We start from the raw sequence: 17,643 nt of genomic DNA on the forward strand, positions 1-17,643 counted from the left end.
ATGGAAATAAGGATAAGCAGAGCTTAATGCAATGATAGCTTTACATCTTATGATTTAAAAACATTGCATAAAAAGAATAATAAAGAGACTAGGCAAGAAAAATGTTAAGTCTCTAAGCTTTACAAGCTTAGCATCTTAGCTTATGAATAAACTAATAAACAAGAGATTGTCTAGAAGGGGCTTATTGCTTGCTAGGGTAATGAGGCTAAAGGCATAAGCTTTTTAGAGAGTTAATGCTTTAGACTTTAAGCCTTAGATTCTTAAAGTTTTTAGAATCTAGCCTATCTTATCTTTATTTCCCTTTTTCTTGTGTCTATAGAGAGAAGGCAACACCCAGCTCCATTCCGAACCTGGCAGTTAAGCTTCTCTTCGCCGATGATACTGCACTTTTCAAGTGTGGGAATGTAGGTCGATGCAGGGATAGGGAAATCTGCTTTTACTACTTCTTAGGTATTTTTTATTATTATCATTTATTGCTTATGATTTTTTATGTTTCTGTTGTGCTTGGTAATTGGTTGTGTTGGGGAGAAGTGCAAATATCAGCATTAATTTTTCTCTATGAGAAGAAGCATTTACAAATTATACTTTATTCTTTAATGTATAATAAGCGTGATGTAAGAAAGTTTGCTTTTTTTGGTTAATTTAACCATTTTTGTGCAATTTTGGTAAGCATAGCGGGGTTTTCACTCGCATAAAATTGCAGGGATTTCAAATCGCCTTGAGAAGTAAGGTTGAGATGAGATTGTAAATATTCTACAATTGCTTCACCTGAATGGATAAGTATGCTTTGGTGCTTGAAATACGCACTTAAGGCGGGTGCGATAAGGGGAAAGTGCGTGCAACCTAGAATAATAGCCTTTGGTGGCGTTGTGATTTGACTAAAATAATGTTCAAACACACTTTCAAGCACTACACCTTCTAAAATTCCCTCCTCCACCATAGGCACAAAAAGCCCGGTGGCTAAACTTTTAAGATTCCAAAACCCAATTTTGCGTAGCCTTACTTCATATTCGCCAGAATTGATTGTCGCGCGTGTGGCAATGACTAGGATTTGTGAATCTGTGTGTGTGAGCTTGTTTTGCACGGCTAATACGCCTGGTTCAATCACGCCAACAATTGGAATCTTGCTCTTTGCCTGCATTTCTTTGAGTGCATAGGCACTCACGGTGTTGCACGCGACAATGAGGATATCAATATTATGCGGAGCAAAAAAATCAAGGGCTTCGAGTGAAAAGCGCACGATAGTTTGCTTATCTTTCACACCATAAGGCACACGCGCAGTATCGCCATAATAAATAATTTCATCAAAAAATTTCGCGTTGATAAGGCTTTTTAACACACTCAAGCCACCCACGCCACTATCAAAAACCCCTGCTCTCACTCCACTTCTCCTTATTAAATAACTTTAGAAACTTGCAAGATTTCGTTATTCCTGTGCATTCATCATATTTAAAAACTCTTCATTATCGCGTGTTTGCTTCATTTTGGAGTAGATAAAAGTGAGGGCTTCTATGTCGTCCATTGTGTGCATTACATTGCGGAGCATCCACACTTTTGTAAGATTATCTTTGCCAAGTAGTAAATCATCTTTGCGTGTGCCACTCTTTAATACATCAAAGGCTGGGTAGATTCTGCGGTCAGCGATTGAACGCGCAAGGACAATTTCACTATTACCTGTGCCCTTAAACTCCTCAAAAATGACTTCGTCCATTCTCGAGCCCGTTTCAATAAGTGCAGTAGCAATAATTGTGAGGCTTCCACCTTGCTCGATATTACGCGCCGCACCAAAAAAACGTTTGGGCTTATGTAAGGCATTTGCATCTACACCTCCGCTTAGCACCTTGCCACTCGAGGGAGTAGCAGCATTATATGCACGAGCGAGGCGTGTAATAGAATCAAGGAGTATCACCACATCTTTACCCATTTCCACCTTCCGCTTCGCGCTTTCTATCACCAGATCAGCTACACGAATATGATTTGTTGCTGGCATATCAAATGTGGAGCTAAAGACCTGCCCCTTCACACTGCGTTCCATATCGGTAACTTCCTCTGGACGCTCATCGACTAGAAGCACCATAAGTTCCACTTCTGGGTGATTTTTTGCAATGCCGTGGGCAAGTTCTTTCATCAGTTCCGTTTTACCTGTACGCGGAGGAGCAACAATAAGTGCGCGCTGTCCTTTGCCGATAGGACTAAACAAATCTAGCATTCTGCCGGTAACCTTGCCTTGCTCGTATTCAAGCTTAAGTTGTGTTTGCGGAAAAAGCGGAGTGAGGTTATCAAAAAGCGGACGATTCTTGATCTCCTCAAGCGACATATAGTTAATTGCCTCGATTCTCAATAGGGCATAATAGCGCTCTTGGTCTTTTGGTGGGCGCACCTGCCCGGTTACAATATCGCCATTGCGCAAGGCAAATCGGCGGATTTGTGATTGTGACACATAAGTATCATTTTGACTATCTGCTAAGCTTTCAGTCAGTGCGCGTAAAAATCCATAACCCTCGTTTGTGATTTCCAAAATACCCGAAAAGAGTATGTAACCACCTTGATTGACTTGAGCTTTTAATATCTCAAAAATCAAATCCTGTCTGCGGTAGTCGCTAGGATTCTCTACTCCTACTTCCTCGGCAATGCCGATGAGCTGCTTTATGCCCTTTGTGCGTAATTCATCGAGTTGATAACCTTCAACCGGTGTGTGAGTTCGTTTATTATCTGCCATAAAATTCCTTAGTCAAAAATGAAGATCTTAAAAGAAGTTTAAGGTATAGAATCTGCAGAGATTCTCGCATTTAAAGAAGTCTCTTGTCGAGTAAAACAGAGTGCTGATTCTATATAAAACTTCCTTGCGTGTCAAGAGGTTGCACTTTTTAAGAGATATTATTTTTTATATTTTTATCCAAATCTGGATGGATTTTATAGACTTTGTTTTTAATTTTGATGAGAATTCCGGTATCAATGAGTTGCTTAAAAGTCTTTACAATCGTGGGTTTGCTGACATTGAGATGAGCGATAATGTTTTCATATGAGCCATAAAAGATATTGTCCTCATCGCAATTTGCCAATAAAAATTCAATAATGGCAATTTTTTTGCCACCCACAAAGGTGGAAATGGCGTTAATAAGGAGATTCTTTGAAGCGATTTCATCGGCTTGTAAAAATGGCAATATAGCCTTGTGTATGGCTTGGAGTAATTCCTCTATGTTGATAGGCTTTAAAATATATCCATCTACACGTAGCCTAATTGCATCAAGCAGATATTTTGTCTCTGTGTGTGCGGTGGTGATGACAACAGGAACATCTGGGTGTATGCTTGAGCTTCTTATATTATCAATAAGTTCGATGCCATTCATTTTTGGCATAAGAATATCTGTCAGCACCAAATCAACCTTATGTAGCCTAAAAAGATTCAGTGCCTCCTGCCCGTTTTTTGCCACAAGTAGTCGCCCCACATAGTCTTCGAGTACCATAGTTGTGAGGTTTGCAGTATCTACATCATCTTCAGCATATAAAATAGTGAGATTGCTCAATGCCTCAAATTTCATACTTTACCCCCTTGTGTTGGTATGTGGATAGTGAATTCTGCTCCAAAGTATGCCTCCCCCCATTGTGTGTTTGATACATCTATTGTGCCATTAAATTGTCGTTCAATGATTTGCTCTGCCATATATAAGCCTATGCCTGTGCCTACGGATTTATGCTTGGTTGTGAAGTATGGCTCGAATACCTTTGATTTATCCTCGAGGCGAATTCCACCTGCATTATCTCTCACGCAAAGCACGATATTATATCCTACCTTGTCTAACAAAATCTCTATACACAAATCTGTAAAATCTTTTTCATTTTCAGCCCTTAATTTAAGCGCATCAATCGCATTATTGATAAGTATTAAAATCACCTGCATAAAGGAGTTTTGATAGCCATCAATGCTAAGATTCTCTTTTTTTGCCACTACATTTATTTTTATAAGATTCTCTTTCAAACGCTCTTTTAAAAGTTCTATTGAATCCTCAATGCTTGTGATAAATACAAAAGGTTCGGTGTTTGCCTCCGGGCGAAAGAAATTGCGGAAATTTTCAATCGTGTTTGACATCTCCGTGGCGATTTTCATACCATATTGCGTTTGTTGAAGCACAAAGTCATCATCAAGGCGATTTTGCATAGCCTTACTTTTGAAGCTTTGTATAAGCATAGTGAGGGAGTTAAGTGGCTGTCGCCATTGATGTGCGATATTTTGTATCATTTCTCCCATAGAAGCAAGTCTTGCTTGTTGATACATAATTAAATCTTTCTTACGATTTTGTTCGACCTCATATTGAATAGATTCTTGCAAGTTTGCATTAAGTGCTTGAAGTTCTTTTGTTTTAGAATCTACGAGTTGTTCTAATAGCAAGTGATTTGTATTGATAGAATGTCGAATAGAAAGGGCGAGAATGATAATAGTCGCAATCACAATAAACATAAAAATGACCAAAAATACAAAGGTGTGATTGTATAGTGTATCCGTTATGGCTTTATTATAAAATGTAATATCGCTTGAAAGTATAATCTGCTCTTTGAGTAATGCAGAAATGGCGGGTATATCATTGTTGGTAATGGCGATTTTGGCAGATTCTCTCACCTGTTGTTGTTTTTGCAAAAGCTCCTTTACGGCATCATATTCTTTTGACATAAAAGTTTGCGCGTATTGTTTGCGTAAATGCAAAATAAGAGAATCCATATTGTCAATTTTGTTTTGAGCTTTTGGTTCGAGTATCCACATATATGACAAGTGTGCAATATCATCTTGATTATTTTTATTTTGCTCTTGCGCATTTTTATTAGGCGTATAGAGATTTCCTAAAGAATTTGTGTCAAATTCGCTCTTTAGCCCAAGAAGTGCGAGGAGTGCCACACTCGCCACAAGCACAAAACCTACAACGATAATCCACACTAAAATTGTCGTTTTTGCCTTAAACGAGATTTTATTCATTAAAGAATGCACGATACTCATACAAGATTCTTTGCATTTTCTATCGCATTGGCTAGGGCGCGGAGTAATAAATCATATCGCAAAAACTTATCCTTATTTTTTTTGAGTGCATAGCTCACTTGCCCTTGTAGTCTTTCTTGTAAAGAGAGTAGCGCGATATGCTCCTCATTTAGTGCGTTGATATGTTTTTGTGTATTTTCCACCTCACCTAATGCCTTAGATTTTTTGAGTATGTTTGTATTAATCTCCTCGCTCAATGCGTCAATCTTGCTTTTTGCCACTTGCTTATCAACTAAGATTCTTAACTCCCTGTTTTTGGTTTCTAAAGTATCGTTGCAGGATTCTACCTTGACTATATTTACCTTATGTTTGAGTTCCTCTTGTGCAAGGCTACTTGTGATATTTAAAATGCGCTCTTGCGTATTGCTAATTTGTATTTGGAGATTTTGTATATCAAATTCTACACTTGCCTTATTATGTAATGTTTCTTTGATGAGGGGTAGAGTCCAAGGGTCGCCGTTTTTATCAACAATGAGCGGTTTTGTGTAAATTTTTTTATTTAACTCGATTGAGCTACCATTATAGAATCCCACAAAATTAAGCGCGTTAGGGTCGTCTTTAGCGCATAAATCTAAAAGCTCCTTTGCTACTACTTCAAACATTACCCACGCATATTTTTGCACTAAGGAGAGGCAATAAATCGTTTTTTGTATAGAATCTATGTGTCCCAATGGCAAGGATTCTAAAAAAATACGCATTTTTTGTATGGCAAAAAAATGAAATTTTTTATTGAATCCTAGCACATCAATTTGTGCGAGATGTATATCATTTTGCAAGATTTGCAATGTATTTTGCATAATAAGCGATTGTATGTTGATAGATTCTAATGCCTTATCAATACTTGTTTTGTGCTCGTTACTCAAAATAAACATATGCGCCTTGTCATCAATATCACGAACCTCCTTATTAATCTGCACGATTTCATAATCAAATTTTTTGAGCTTAATACTGCCGTCTTTGAAAAACAGGGCATCACGCGGTTGTATGCCAAAGACATTCCTTAGGGCGATTTTGATTAAATCTCGCTTTGTACTTTCACACTGCACATCAAGTATAGAATCCACATATTGAAAAAACTCCTCAAAATCCTCCTTTGAAGGCTCTCTTTCGTAAAGTTTTGCCTTATGCTTTGTGAGAAAATCGCAGATTCTTTGCACATAAATATTATGCTGTTGATTTTTAATGCGCGTGATGATATGCAATTCTTTTTTATCATAATGCACGAACGCGCCCAAACCGCATTGATCGTAAAAATGCAAAATGGCGAGGCGAATATCATTCTCTGCGTCTTTGTGTTTTTGCAAAAGCTCAAGCAACGCGCCCTCGCTCTGTGTTTTTGCCTCTATGATTGAATGTGTGTTGTTAAAACAATCTTGCAAAATGTGTAGGGCATTATCGTATATATTCATAGGATTCTCATCTATTTTTTCTAGAATTAATTTTTGCGCTATTTTGAGATGAAGTGCGGGATTTAAGCACACTTTGAATCTGTTCATTTGAGGCATTTTGTATATTGCTAAAAGTGCCAAAAAATTCTAAAAGTCGCTTGATTTGTGCCTTGCTGTATTGATTATCGCCTATGCTTTGCACTTTGTTTGTATCCTTTGTTTTTTTGTATTGATGATAAGTGATTGCGTATCGATGTGCCTCATCGCGTAGCTTTTGGCACAATTGTAGTCTCTTATCGTTTGTATTCAGTTTAAATTCCGCCTTTTGTGTGCGTAATATATCAAGCGCGTTGCCTTTGGCGCGATAGGCTTTGGCATTGTGCTTCATCTTTGCAATCGCCATCACATCGACATTTGCACCCACACTTTTGAGGACTTCAAGCGCAATGTGAATCTGCGCACTTCCACCATCGATGAGCCATAAATCCGGCGGTGGATTAGATTCAAATCTTTTTGCCCTCCGCTCGAGCATTTCACGCATTTGTGTATATTCATCACTCGTGCTTAGCTCATATCGGCGGTATTGTGCGGGACAGAAGTGATTATTTTCATACACAATCATACCGCCGACATTATACATTCCGCTATGATGTGAGGTATCAAAAACCTCGATTCTATGTGGCGTGTGTCGCAAGGAGCAGAGATTTTGTAACGCTATGAGTGTGCTATTTTCGTTATGCTCTTGTTTATGGAGTTTTAAAATTTCTTGTGCATTTTTGAGCCCGAGCAAAAGCACATCTTTTTTCTTACCTCGTTGTGGTTGGGTGATTTTCACGCTACTTTGGGTTTGATTCTGTAAAAGTGTTTGCAAAGATGAAATATCCGCAAAATGAAAATAGGGGATAAGAATCTCCTTTGGCATAAGTGGCAGGGCGGTTTTGTAGGCATTAAGGAGTGCTTGTGTGTAGAGCTCGGGCAGGTTGTCCTCTTGTATATCTTGGTGCAGAAGTGAAAAATCGCTTGAGACAATGCGTCCATTGCGGATAAAGAGGCTCATTAGAATATGCGTTTTTACCCCTTTTTGTGAATCTAAATCCTCGTCTGTGGCAAGGACAAATGCGTCATAATCCCCGCTCCGCATATCGATAATGGATTGATTTTTCATATGTGTGATTTTATGGATTTTATCGCGCATTTTTGCCGCTTCTTCAAATTGCAATGAGGCAGAGAGATTTTGCATTTTAGATTCCAAAATCTTTATTAACTCCTTTTTATTTTCAAGCAGTGCAATGCCTTGCTCCACGATATTTGTGTATTCTTGCGTAGAGATTTTGTTCTCACAAGGTGCGAGGCATTTTTGTATCTCATAAAACAAACACGCTTTTTTGCCTTTTGCGCAGGATTTTTTCTGCACCAAAGGTAGCACATCATAGAGGCTTTCAAGTAGCTCCCTCGCGCCATTAACAAATGGACCAAAATACTGAATCTTGGGCGATTTAAGCACGGCGCGTGTAATATCAAAGCTTGGAAAGGGCGAGGATTTATCGATATAAATGTAAGGATAAGTCTTGTCATCGCGCAGTAAAATATTATATTTTGGCTTGAGGCTCTTAATAAGCGAATTTTCAAGGATAAGTGCGTCTTGTTCGCTATCGGTTAAAAGCGTGTGAATCTGGGCGATTTGGGATACCATAATGGTGATTCTTGGGCTAAGATTAGACCTTGGTGCGATATGCTGATTATGAATGTTAAAGTAGCTTTTAATGCGATTTTTGAGATTCTTTGCCTTGCCGACATAGAGGAGATTCCCATCTTTGTCAAAGTATTGATAAATGCCTGAATGCGTGGGTAAATGCGTGAGGGTAAAAAGCAAATGTGAGCGATTGTCCTGTGCTTGTGTGTGCGTTAAGCTAGGTTGTGAATCTACCCTAGATTCTGAATCTAGTTTGCGCATTAAATCCAAATTATGTTGTGAATCTATTTTATGCGCCATTTTGGGTATCCCATTGTCGTTTTATGCTTAATCGCAAAGATTCAAATTTTTCGTAGAGAATCTTATCTGTCGCGTGGTTGATAAACTCCCCATTTGAATGCTCGGTGTATCGCACGGGCGGCTTTGGTGGAGGTGGAGGCGCGAGGATATGGCTTGGCGTGTAGGCGTGTATTTTTTGGATATGAGCAAGGGCAGGGAAGTGCTCTTTGTGCTGTTTTAAACTCTCTATTATGTGTTTATGTTTATAATGATTAAATTCTACACACAACGCCTTGTGTTTGAAAGCGAAAAGAAGCGTGTCGTTTTTGACGATAATAAATAGAATCTGCTCCCTTTCAAGTGGCGTGAGAAAGGTATTTTTGAAGCGCGAAATATCGTCTTGCTGTCGCATTTTGTGTGCAAGAGAGGGGAAACCTTGCGCAAGATTGGAGAATATATGAGATATGGTGGCTATTTTCATTTGGTAATTCTAGCATATTTGACATTTATTTTTATGTTTTTAGGTGGCTGTGGCTATAAGACAAAGCCATTTTATACCAAAGATGCGCAAGAAGTGAAGCAAGAGATTCAAGGACAAGATTCTATGGCAACACAAAGAAAGGAACAAAATCGAACGCTTTTTCAAAGTATAGATTCTACCCCTACGCCTAGCTATGAGGAAGAGGAGTGAAAATGGGACAATATGATGCGATTATTATCGGTGCAGGAGTAGCAGGGCTGTATTGTGCCGCACATTTACCAAAAAATCTTAAGGTGTTAATCCTCTGTAAATCACAACCTTGGGAGTGCAATACCTTTTACGCCCAAGGTGGAATAAGCATAGCAAAAGATAATGATGATGTGCTTTCGCACACGCAAGATACACTTTCCGCCGGTGGGTATCTCAATAATAAGCAATGCGTGGAAATGCTCGCAAGCACGAGTCCTAAGATTCTAAATGAGCTTATAGAAAGTGGCTTTGTGCTTGATAGGGATAGTAATAATGCGCTGCTCTATGCTAAGGAGGGAGGACATAGCAAGGCGCGTATCGTGCATTCAGGCGGGGACGCGACCGGGCGCAATCTCCATACACATCTTATCGATAGGTTAAGCGCGACATTGTGGAAAAATGCAGAGGTGGTGGATTTACTCATCGAAGAGGATAAGTGCTATGGCGTGTGTGTGCAGACAAAGCTAGGCACACATAATCTCTACGCACATCACATTGTTATTGCGAGTGGTGGCGTTGGTGGTTTGTTTAAATACCATACAAATGCCTACACGATTAGTAGCGATATACACGGCATTATCCTCGAGCATCATCTCGCCTTGCAGGATATGGAAATGCTCCAATTCCACCCTACCGCCTATGTGCGTAATCCTCAAGCGCGTAAATATCTTATCTCCGAGGCGGTGCGTGGCGAAGGCGGTGTGATAGTCGATGAAGATGGCAAACGATTTTTGTTTGATTATGATGAGCGGGGTGAGTTAGCACCGCGTGACATTGTGGCGCGTGGGATTATGGACTATTGCACAAAACATAAAAAAGAGGTGTTTTTAGATGTGAGCGTGTTTGATAAGGCAGGATTCAAAAATCGCTTTCCAAATATTTATCGTGATTTAAGCACATTTTTAGACATTCCTAATGAGAAGATTCCCATTTCACCGGCGTTTCACTATTCTATGGGTGGTATTGCTGTGGATATAAATGGGCTTGTCAAAGGAATGAGTAATCTTTATGCAGTGGGAGAATGCGCGTGCAATGGGCTGCACGGAGGTAATCGCCTTGCGTCTAATTCTTTGCTAGAGGGGCTTGTCTTTGGCTCAAATGTTGCTAAACATATTGTAGAAAATCCTACACGCACGAGGGTGGCGCATTTTCCATTGTGTGAGGAAGTGCTAGAGAAAGAAGGTGATGTGAAGCTTAAGAATGTGTTGCGTGAGATTATGTGGGATAAGGTGGGAATTATCCGCTCTAAAAGTGGGCTAGATTCTGCTCTTGGGGGAATTGAAGTGATGTTAGAATCTAATATCGGGCGTATGTTGCGGCTGCGGCTACTCGTGGCGCGTAGGATTATAGAATCTGCGCTTACTCGCACAGAAAGCAAGGGCGCACATTTTAGGGTGGATTAAGCGAGTTTATATCACTTTTTAGAATCTGCAATAAAAATACAAGTCAATTACAACAATAAATTAAGATATGTAGAATAGAGATTCTTAGGGTTGGCTTAGATTTGGTAGGCAAAAAGCAGTGTTAAAGCTTTGTAAATAAGTTTCTAAAATGGCTAAGAATAGAATCTAAAAAGTATTTTCATTTATTTTTATCTTTTTTGCAGTCTGTGGAGTGTGGGTGGTACGCCCAAGAGGATTCGAACCTCTGACCTACGGCTTAGAAGGCCGTTGCTCTATCCAGCTGAGCTATGAGCGCATATATACACTAGAGAAATAAAAAAGGTTTGGTTGCGGGAGAGGGATTTGAACCCCCGACCTTTGGGTTATGAGCCCAATGAGCTACCGGACTGCTCTATCCCGCGATATTTCCAAAATACGCTAAAGTGCTAAATGCAAGAAAGAACTTAAAGTTTGAAGAAGTGGCTGGGGTAAAAGGATTCGAACCTCTGAATGCCTGGACCAAAACCAGGTGCCTTACCGCTTGGCGATACCCCAATAACAAAAATTGAGGCGTAATTATAATGAGTTTTGTATGTATTTGTCAAGGGATAGGGGCGTATAATTTATGAAAAATAAAATGAAATATTTGCCTAGAAGTTACTTGTATGGTTTAAAATGCGAACATTCCTTAACAAGTCATACAAAATATTTGGAGACTTCGGGGAAAATTTTAAAATAAAGGATTGAGCTATGAGTAAAGTTGTAGAAACATTAAAACAAATTCAAGCTGATGCGGCAGTGTTTTATGTCAAAGTGCATAATTTTCATTGGAATGTTAAGGGTATGGACTTTCACCCTACGCATAAGGCTACTGAAGAGATTTATGAAAATTTTGCTGATGTGTTTGATGATGTTGCAGAGCGCGTATTGCAAATTGGTGAAAAGCCCTATGTAACACTTGCAGATATGCTTAAAGCTGCAAAAATTAAAGAGGAGAGCAAAACAAGTTTTACTTCAAAAGATGTTTTAAAAGCTATCCTTGCTGATTATGAATATTTCCTTAAAGCGTTTGAAAATCTTTCAAGTGAGGCTGAAAAAGCTGGAGATAATGTAACACAGGGATATGCTGATGATAAAGTAGGTGAGTTGCAAAAAGCTATTTGGATGCTGAAAGCTACACTTGCTTAAGCCTCCTTACATTTTCGTTTCACATATTATATTAACGATGAGAATCTCTTTTTAGATTCTCATCATCTCCTTAACTTCAATTTTTAAAATATAGAGATTCTAAAAGAAATTTATTTTGTTTTTATATAATTTGCCCCAAAAGCAATGCAAAGGTTAAAAATGTATCAACAACGCGTGAAAGAAGCTATAGAGGCGATTAAAAAAGGTGAGATGATTATTATTATGGACGATGAGGATAGGGAGAATGAGGGCGATTTGGTAATGGCAGGTATTTTTTCCACTCCTCAAAAAATCAACTTTATGGCGCAAGAAGCACGAGGGCTTATTTGCGTATCCATCACACAAGAGCTTGCCAAAAAACTTGACTTGCCCCCAATGGTGCAAAAAAACGATAGCAATCACGAAACAGCCTTTACGATTTCTATTGACGCAAAAGAAGCCAAGACGGGTATTTCAGCCTATGAGCGCGATATGACTATTAGACTTATGTGTGAGAGTAACGCAAAACCAAGTGATTTTGTGCGTCCCGGACATATTTTTCCGCTTATTGCTAAAGAGGGAGGAGTGCTTGTGCGCACAGGACATACAGAGGCAAGTGTAGATATTTGCCGCCTTGCAGGAGTTGCACCCATTAGCGTAATTTGTGAGATTATGAAAAAAGACGGCACAATGGCAGGGCGCGGGGATAAATTTTTGCTTGATTTTGCCTCTTTGCATAATCTTAAGATTCTCTATGTATCCGATATTATCCATTATCGCCTTAATTTTGAAAATCTCCTGCGTGAGACTTCTCGTAAAAATGCAGTATTTATGGGCGTAGCGTGTGAAAAAATCACCTTTATAGACCATTTAGAGCGCGAGCATATTGCCTTTGCATTTTCTACCTCTACTCCGCATAAGACAAAGCCGCTTATTAGATTCCATAATATGCGCAGTGATTTGGAATTGCTAGAAAATACAGAAGAATGGAATGCGCTTCTTAAAAGCATTGAATATTTAAAAGAACAAGGCGGCTATTTGATAGTTTTAAATACTCATTCCCTGCATATATCTAAAGCCTGTGGCGATATGAAAGACTTTGGTATTGGTGCGCAGATTCTTAAAAGATTAGGTATTGAAGATTTTGTGCTTCTTAGCTCTTGTAGTGCAAACAAAGGTGAGTATAATGCCCTTAGTGGCTTTAATCTGCATTTGGTGGAAAAGATTGAGGTATAAAATAATATTAAGACAAATTTGTCTATAATCTTAGCTTTTGTAAATCCATATTTTAGGGAAAGTTATGCCATTATCTCCAAGAGTGAAAATTCTTGTCTGCTATCATAAGATAAGCCCAATCATTGCAAATGAAGTGTTGCAACCAATTTTGGTAGGTGCGGCACAAGCAGACCAAACCACACTAGAATCTTTAGAATCTGCTTGTGCTAAGCAGGGCGTAGAACTTTTTAGGGACGATTATATTTCAGGGGAGGAGGCATACTCTCATAGTTTAAAAAAAGAAATTTCCACACTCAATCCCCACTTTTGCGAACTCACCGCAATGTATTGGGCGTGGAAGAATCTTGAAGCAGATTATTATGGACTTTTTCATTATCGGAGAGTGTTTGATTTCGCACTAAATACATTTTTTTCTCGCCTTAAATCAGCCTTTATTCCTCAAAGTCGTGTTATCGCTAAATATCATCTTGAATCTACCTTTATTACTTCGTATTTGCAAACACATCATATTGATATAGTTATTCCCAAGCCCTTGCCTTTACACCAAGATATAAATGCGTATGAAAATTTTGCGAAAGGAGGGCATAACATAAAAGATTTAGATAAAGCGATTGCCTATATTAAAGAAACTTATCCATTTATGGGAGATTCTATTACGCAGGCACTTTTTACAAATGGTGCGAAAATATGCTATTGGAATATGGCAATATGGCGTAAAGAGATATTTTTTGAATATTGTGAGTGGCTCTTTGATGTGCTTTTTGCTTTGCAAGAGCAAATTGATTATAAATCTTATGATGCACACGAAGCGAGAGTCTTTGGATTTTTAAGTGAGTGGCTTTTTAACGTGTGGCTTGCCTATCAGTTGAAAACGCGTAAATTGAATGTGCTTGAAGCAAAAAGTAAGCTTCTTTATAACAAGCAAAGTAAATTTTTTGGCAAAGTCAGTGCGCCAGATTGTGAGCGGTATTATTTTTTATTTATCCGTATATATAAAAAATCTCTTTCGCCCCTCCCCCCTGCTACTCCACAGCCTCAAAAGTTTAAACAAGAATTTGATAAAGGGAATGAAGTATGAATATAAAGATTCTCGTATGTTATCACAAGGTAAGCCCTATTATTGGCAATGATGTCTTACAGCCAATTCTGCTCGGTGCAGCAAATGCGAGTGAATACACCATAGGCGGTTTGAAAACTTTGTGTGATAAGGCAGGAGTGCCACTTTTGTATGATAATAGTGGAGAGCATATCAGCAGCCTTAATCCCTACTTTTGCGAACTCACCGCAATGTATTGGGCGTGGAAGAATCTTGAAGCAGATTATTATGGACTTTTTCATTATCGTAGAGTGTTTGATTTTAGAGATTCTACTCATTTTGATATGCCTAGAACACAAAAATATTATTATGATTCCATAAGAGGTTTTTTTAGTGATTTTTATCAACAATATGGGCTTAATCCTCAAAATATTATTGAGTCTCTAAAGGGTTATGATATAGTGCTTCCAACTTTGGTTATTGACCACGATGATAAGCAAAGAGCACAACATTTATCACTCTATGAATTATATGATGAGGTGCATTATATAAAAGATATGGATTTAGCGCTAGAGTATATCGCTTCAAAATATCCACAGATGTATCAAATTGCACTCGATACACTCCACAAAAAGCCTTTGTTTTGGTATATAGCAAATATGTATATTATGAAAAAGGCATTATATTTTGAATATTGCGAATGGTTATTTGATGTTTTGTTTGCTATTGAGCCTTTGAGTGCTTATAAAAATTATGATAGTTATCAGGCAAGAATTTTTGGCTTTTTAGCGGAGAGATTATTTAATGTATGGATTGCTTATAAAAAAACACAAAAGAATCTTAAAATAAAAGAACTACCCTTAGTCTTTTTTAAATTTAGAGCAAAAAAAAGATGGTTTGGTTGGGCTCAAGATGGCGATGTGAAGCAATTTTATGTATGTAAATTACGAGTGATAAAGAAATATCTAGGTGAGGCTAAATCCTAAATGTGTGACAGAGTTCAAAGAGGCAAGGGAGAGCTAAATGGATTCTAGGATCTCACAGAAAAATACGCACTTTTTGCATAAGCTTTGCAATCTTGCAGATGTGAAAATAGCGCGTTTTCATCTCGGTGAAATTGTCTTATGGCTTTGTATGTTGCTTGCGGGAGTTGCTCTAGCTATCTTGCCATTGTCTTATAGCTATATAAGTATCAAAATCCCTATTCAACTGCTGTATATTGCATTTGGTGTGTATCTACTTTGTTTCTGGCGCAATATGAAATCTATCAAAGCCCTTATTTTGCCTCTTAGCTTTATGGCTATTGTTGTGATAATGGCGTATATCTCACTTTTGTATGCAGTGAATGTGCCAGAGACTAAGAATCTTATTCGTTGGTATCTGCTTGAACCTAGTCTTTTTATGATGATGAGTTTTCTATTCACACTTTCTTTGAAGCAAAGCCAACAGAGGATATTTTTTATTTTACTTTGCTGTGTGATTTTCTATCACCCTTTGGTTACAATTTATGATTTTTATGCTAATGGTGATGGGAAGCTCGGTTATCGTGCGATGTTACCCCATTATCATATCCCTGCTACGGGATATAGCTTTTATTTACTCTTTGCCTTTAGCTTTGCTTATGTGGGCTTTTTAAAAACAAGGGGGTTTGCAAAATACATCTTTGGCATATTTACACTTTTAGGAATCTACGCCTTTGTGTGTAATGGTGGAAGATTTGCGGCTTTGGCACTTATTGTTATGATATGTGCACCTCTTGCATTTTTTGTCTATAAGCGTAAAAAAATAGCTCTTTTGGGATTATTTATCACTCTTTGTTTTGGTGCTTTTGTGCTTTATCATTTTAGCTCCTCGTGGCAGGATAGATTTAATTTTTATAAGATAGTGAATAATTTTTCACAGGTATGGCACACACCTCCGGCAGAAATGGGGCAGTATCTCAATGGAGCGTGTCAAAATGACCCTTGGCTTATTTGTTCTCCGCATTCACTCAACAAGCATTCACAAATTTATATGGAATACTCAAGTCTAGCTAGAGTTTCAACACTCAAATCCACGCTCCTTGCCATAGTTGATAATCCACTGCGCCCTAATGGCTATCATTTTCAGCAATTTCCTTTTAATATTCAGCAGATTTTTCCACTCGAATCTATCAATCACCCATTTTCACTTGCTCCTTATAAGGATACCTTTATTTCTCATAACACGCATAATCATAATTATCCCTCTTCGGTGTGGTTTGAGTTAGGACTTGTGGGCTTTATAGGATTTAGTTTATTTGTAGGGTATTTTTTCTACGCACTTTATAAGGCAAAAATTGATTTTCGCTCCAATGTAAATATACAGCAACTCTTTATAGGAAGCATAGGCTTGGCTCTTTTGGGCTTGGTTGTAGCAAATGTTTTTGATTGTTTTCCTGTGCGTGATGGACAAATCTTTTTATTTGTGCTTTGTGGGGTATTTTTGGCTCATTTTAGAATCTTAAAGGATAGTTAATGCAAGAGATTCAAGAAAGTCCCCTCGTATCAGTGATAATACCAATCTATAATGTAGAAAAATATTTGAGAGAATGCCTAGATTCTGTAATCAATCAAACTTTGCGTGAAATAGAGATTATTTGCGTAAATGACGGCAGCACAGATAAAAGCGGGAGTATTTTAGAATCTTTCGCCCAAAGTGATAAGCGTATAGTAGCTATTCACAAGGCTAATGCAGGTGTGGCAAAAGCTAGAAATGAGGCTTTAAATCTTGCAAGAGGCAAATTTGTATATTTTATTGACTCTGATGATTTTTGTCCCTCGCACGATACACTTTTTACGCTCTATACCAATGCGGTGGCAAATCAAGCTCTTATTTGTGGTGGGTGTTTTAGTGATTATAAAAATGGTGTAATTAATACAGATTTTCCAAGTATTCTTTATGGCTATACTTTTACACACAATGGTTTTGTGGAATACAAAGATTATCAATTTGATTTTGGCTGGACACGCTTTATTTATGATAGAAAATTTTTAATAGATTCACATATTTTTCACCCACATTATACGCGCTATGAAGACCCTGTATTTTTTGTCAAAGTGATGATAGCAGCACAAAGATTCTATGCGCTTTCAGAGGTTACTTATTGCTATCGCATAGGACATCAAAAGTCTTTTCTTGCTTGGAGTGAAACGCACTGGAGCGACCAAAATAAAGGTTTGCTTGATGTACTTTATTTTGCTAGAGCGCATAAACTTGATAAGCTTTATAATCTCACATTATCACGTGCGCGTATTATTGCTACAAACCTTACAGAGAGCATATGTGAGGGAAAAGGCAGTATAGAATCTCTGTGTATGCTCAATATGATTTTATCAGCTAATGAGATTGCTTTGCAAAATAGAGATATGTCTCACGCTCTTAATTTGGAATTTGAGCGCATACACCAAAGGTTGAGCTATTTAAATCATCTTTTAATCTCGCCTTTACAACTTTTTATATTAATTCTCAAATTTTATAAACAAAAATTCAAATCCTACTTTCGTGTGCGACTTTTTAAAGAATATAGTGTGATAAAACTCTTTGGCATTACATTGTATGAGAGATTTGTACAACGTGCAGATTCTTCGGGGGGGGGGGTATAATGTAGCCTTTTATGCACCTTTTTTATTAAGTCTTATTTTAAAGAGAGAGCGACAATTTGCATTTATAGTTGTGAGGGTGG

Annotated in this window: 15 protein-coding genes, 3 tRNA genes and 1 rRNA gene; 9 read left to right on the forward strand and 10 right to left on the reverse strand. The window is 38.1% G+C overall.

All coding sequences use genetic code 11. The features are described from left to right. Positions 1-305 precede the first annotated feature (305 nt). Positions 306-421, forward strand: a 5S ribosomal RNA gene (gene rrf / locus BN2458_RS02925). 216 nt (positions 422-637) lie between these two features. Here rrf and murI read toward each other — a convergent pair. The 7 genes from murI to BN2458_RS02960 form a co-directional block, all read right to left on the reverse strand. Beyond that, on the reverse strand, positions 638-1,381 hold the full coding sequence (gene murI, locus BN2458_RS02930) for a glutamate racemase (RefSeq protein ID WP_034327452.1): 744 nt from the start codon (positions 1,379-1,381) through the stop codon (positions 638-640). Between the two features lie 45 nt (positions 1,382-1,426). Further along, a complete protein-coding gene (gene rho / locus BN2458_RS02935) occupies positions 1,427-2,719 on the reverse strand; it encodes a transcription termination factor Rho (RefSeq protein ID WP_034327450.1) in 1,293 nt (430 codons plus the stop codon). Between the two features lie 148 nt (positions 2,720-2,867). Continuing rightward, positions 2,868-3,542 (reverse strand): response regulator, encoded by a 675-nt coding sequence (locus BN2458_RS02940; protein WP_034327448.1) that lies wholly within the window; start codon positions 3,540-3,542, stop codon positions 2,868-2,870. Continuing rightward, positions 3,539-4,990 carry a sensor histidine kinase gene (locus BN2458_RS02945; RefSeq protein ID WP_034327446.1) on the reverse strand — a complete coding sequence of 484 codons (1,452 nt, stop codon included), beginning with the start codon at positions 4,988-4,990 and terminating at the stop codon, positions 3,539-3,541. Before BN2458_RS02945 ends, BN2458_RS02940 begins: the two co-directional genes overlap by 4 nt. After that, positions 4,987-6,438 (reverse strand): hypothetical protein, encoded by a 1,452-nt coding sequence (locus tag BN2458_RS02950; protein ID WP_058122100.1) that lies wholly within the window; start codon positions 6,436-6,438, stop codon positions 4,987-4,989. Before BN2458_RS02950 ends, BN2458_RS02945 begins: the two co-directional genes overlap by 4 nt. A gap of 7 nt (positions 6,439-6,445) precedes the next feature. Then, entirely contained in the window at positions 6,446-8,410 is a 1,965-nt protein-coding gene (uvrC, locus tag BN2458_RS02955) for an excinuclease ABC subunit UvrC (protein ID WP_231944837.1), read from the reverse strand. Then, positions 8,400-8,801: a hypothetical protein gene (locus BN2458_RS02960; RefSeq protein WP_231944838.1), complete on the reverse strand. Its 402-nt coding sequence runs from the start codon at positions 8,799-8,801 to the stop codon at positions 8,400-8,402. The genes uvrC and BN2458_RS02960 overlap by 11 nt, the downstream gene beginning before the upstream one ends. A gap of 45 nt (positions 8,802-8,846) precedes the next feature. On the opposite strand from BN2458_RS02960, the gene BN2458_RS02965 reads away from it, so the two are divergent. Together BN2458_RS02965 and nadB are read left to right on the forward strand one after the other, a co-directional pair. Beyond that, positions 8,847-9,080, forward strand: coding sequence for a hypothetical protein (locus BN2458_RS02965; RefSeq protein ID WP_034327441.1), 234 nt, complete (start codon positions 8,847-8,849; stop codon positions 9,078-9,080). Positions 9,081-9,082: 2 nt separating this feature from the next. Next, entirely contained in the window at positions 9,083-10,522 is a 1,440-nt protein-coding gene (nadB, locus tag BN2458_RS02970; protein ID WP_034342151.1) for an L-aspartate oxidase, read from the forward strand. Positions 10,523-10,740: 218 nt separating this feature from the next. Here the strand turns inward: nadB and BN2458_RS02975 are convergent. The 3 genes from BN2458_RS02975 to BN2458_RS02985 all read right to left on the reverse strand — a co-directional run bounded on the left by BN2458_RS02975 (position 10,741) and on the right by BN2458_RS02985 (position 11,056). Further along, positions 10,741-10,817: transfer RNA gene (locus tag BN2458_RS02975), tRNA-Arg, on the reverse strand. Between the two features lie 29 nt (positions 10,818-10,846). Further along, positions 10,847-10,923: transfer RNA gene (locus tag BN2458_RS02980), tRNA-Met, on the reverse strand. 58 nt (positions 10,924-10,981) lie between these two features. Next, positions 10,982-11,056: transfer RNA gene (locus BN2458_RS02985), tRNA-Gln, on the reverse strand. Between the two features lie 195 nt (positions 11,057-11,251). Here BN2458_RS02985 and BN2458_RS02990 point away from each other — a divergent pair. From BN2458_RS02990 to BN2458_RS03015, 6 genes are all read left to right on the forward strand, one after another. Next, the gene (locus BN2458_RS02990) at positions 11,252-11,689 is read left to right on the forward strand and encodes a Dps family protein (RefSeq protein WP_034327437.1); all 438 of its coding nucleotides are present in this window, start codon (positions 11,252-11,254) and stop codon (positions 11,687-11,689) included. Between the two features lie 159 nt (positions 11,690-11,848). Next, positions 11,849-12,904: a bifunctional 3,4-dihydroxy-2-butanone 4-phosphate synthase/GTP cyclohydrolase II gene (locus BN2458_RS02995; protein ID WP_034342140.1), complete on the forward strand. Its 1,056-nt coding sequence runs from the start codon at positions 11,849-11,851 to the stop codon at positions 12,902-12,904. Between the two features lie 64 nt (positions 12,905-12,968). Further along, complete coding sequence (locus tag BN2458_RS03000) at positions 12,969-13,982, forward strand: DUF4422 domain-containing protein (RefSeq protein WP_052082032.1); 1,014 nt, start codon at positions 12,969-12,971, stop codon at positions 13,980-13,982. Continuing rightward, on the forward strand, positions 13,979-14,926 hold the full coding sequence (locus BN2458_RS03005; RefSeq protein ID WP_058122035.1) for a DUF4422 domain-containing protein: 948 nt from the start codon (positions 13,979-13,981) through the stop codon (positions 14,924-14,926). The genes BN2458_RS03000 and BN2458_RS03005 overlap by 4 nt, the downstream gene beginning before the upstream one ends. A 37-nt stretch (positions 14,927-14,963) precedes the next feature. Continuing rightward, entirely contained in the window at positions 14,964-16,436 is a 1,473-nt protein-coding gene (locus BN2458_RS03010) for an O-antigen ligase family protein (protein WP_052082080.1), read from the forward strand. Then, entirely contained in the window at positions 16,436-17,563 is a 1,128-nt protein-coding gene (locus tag BN2458_RS03015) for a glycosyltransferase family 2 protein (protein WP_052082079.1), read from the forward strand. Before BN2458_RS03010 ends, BN2458_RS03015 begins: the two co-directional genes overlap by 1 nt. The last annotated feature ends 80 nt before the right edge of the window (positions 17,564-17,643 follow it).

Source organism: Helicobacter typhlonius (assembly GCF_001460635.1).
Lineage (GTDB): Bacteria > Campylobacterota > Campylobacteria > Campylobacterales > Helicobacteraceae > Helicobacter_C > Helicobacter_C typhlonius.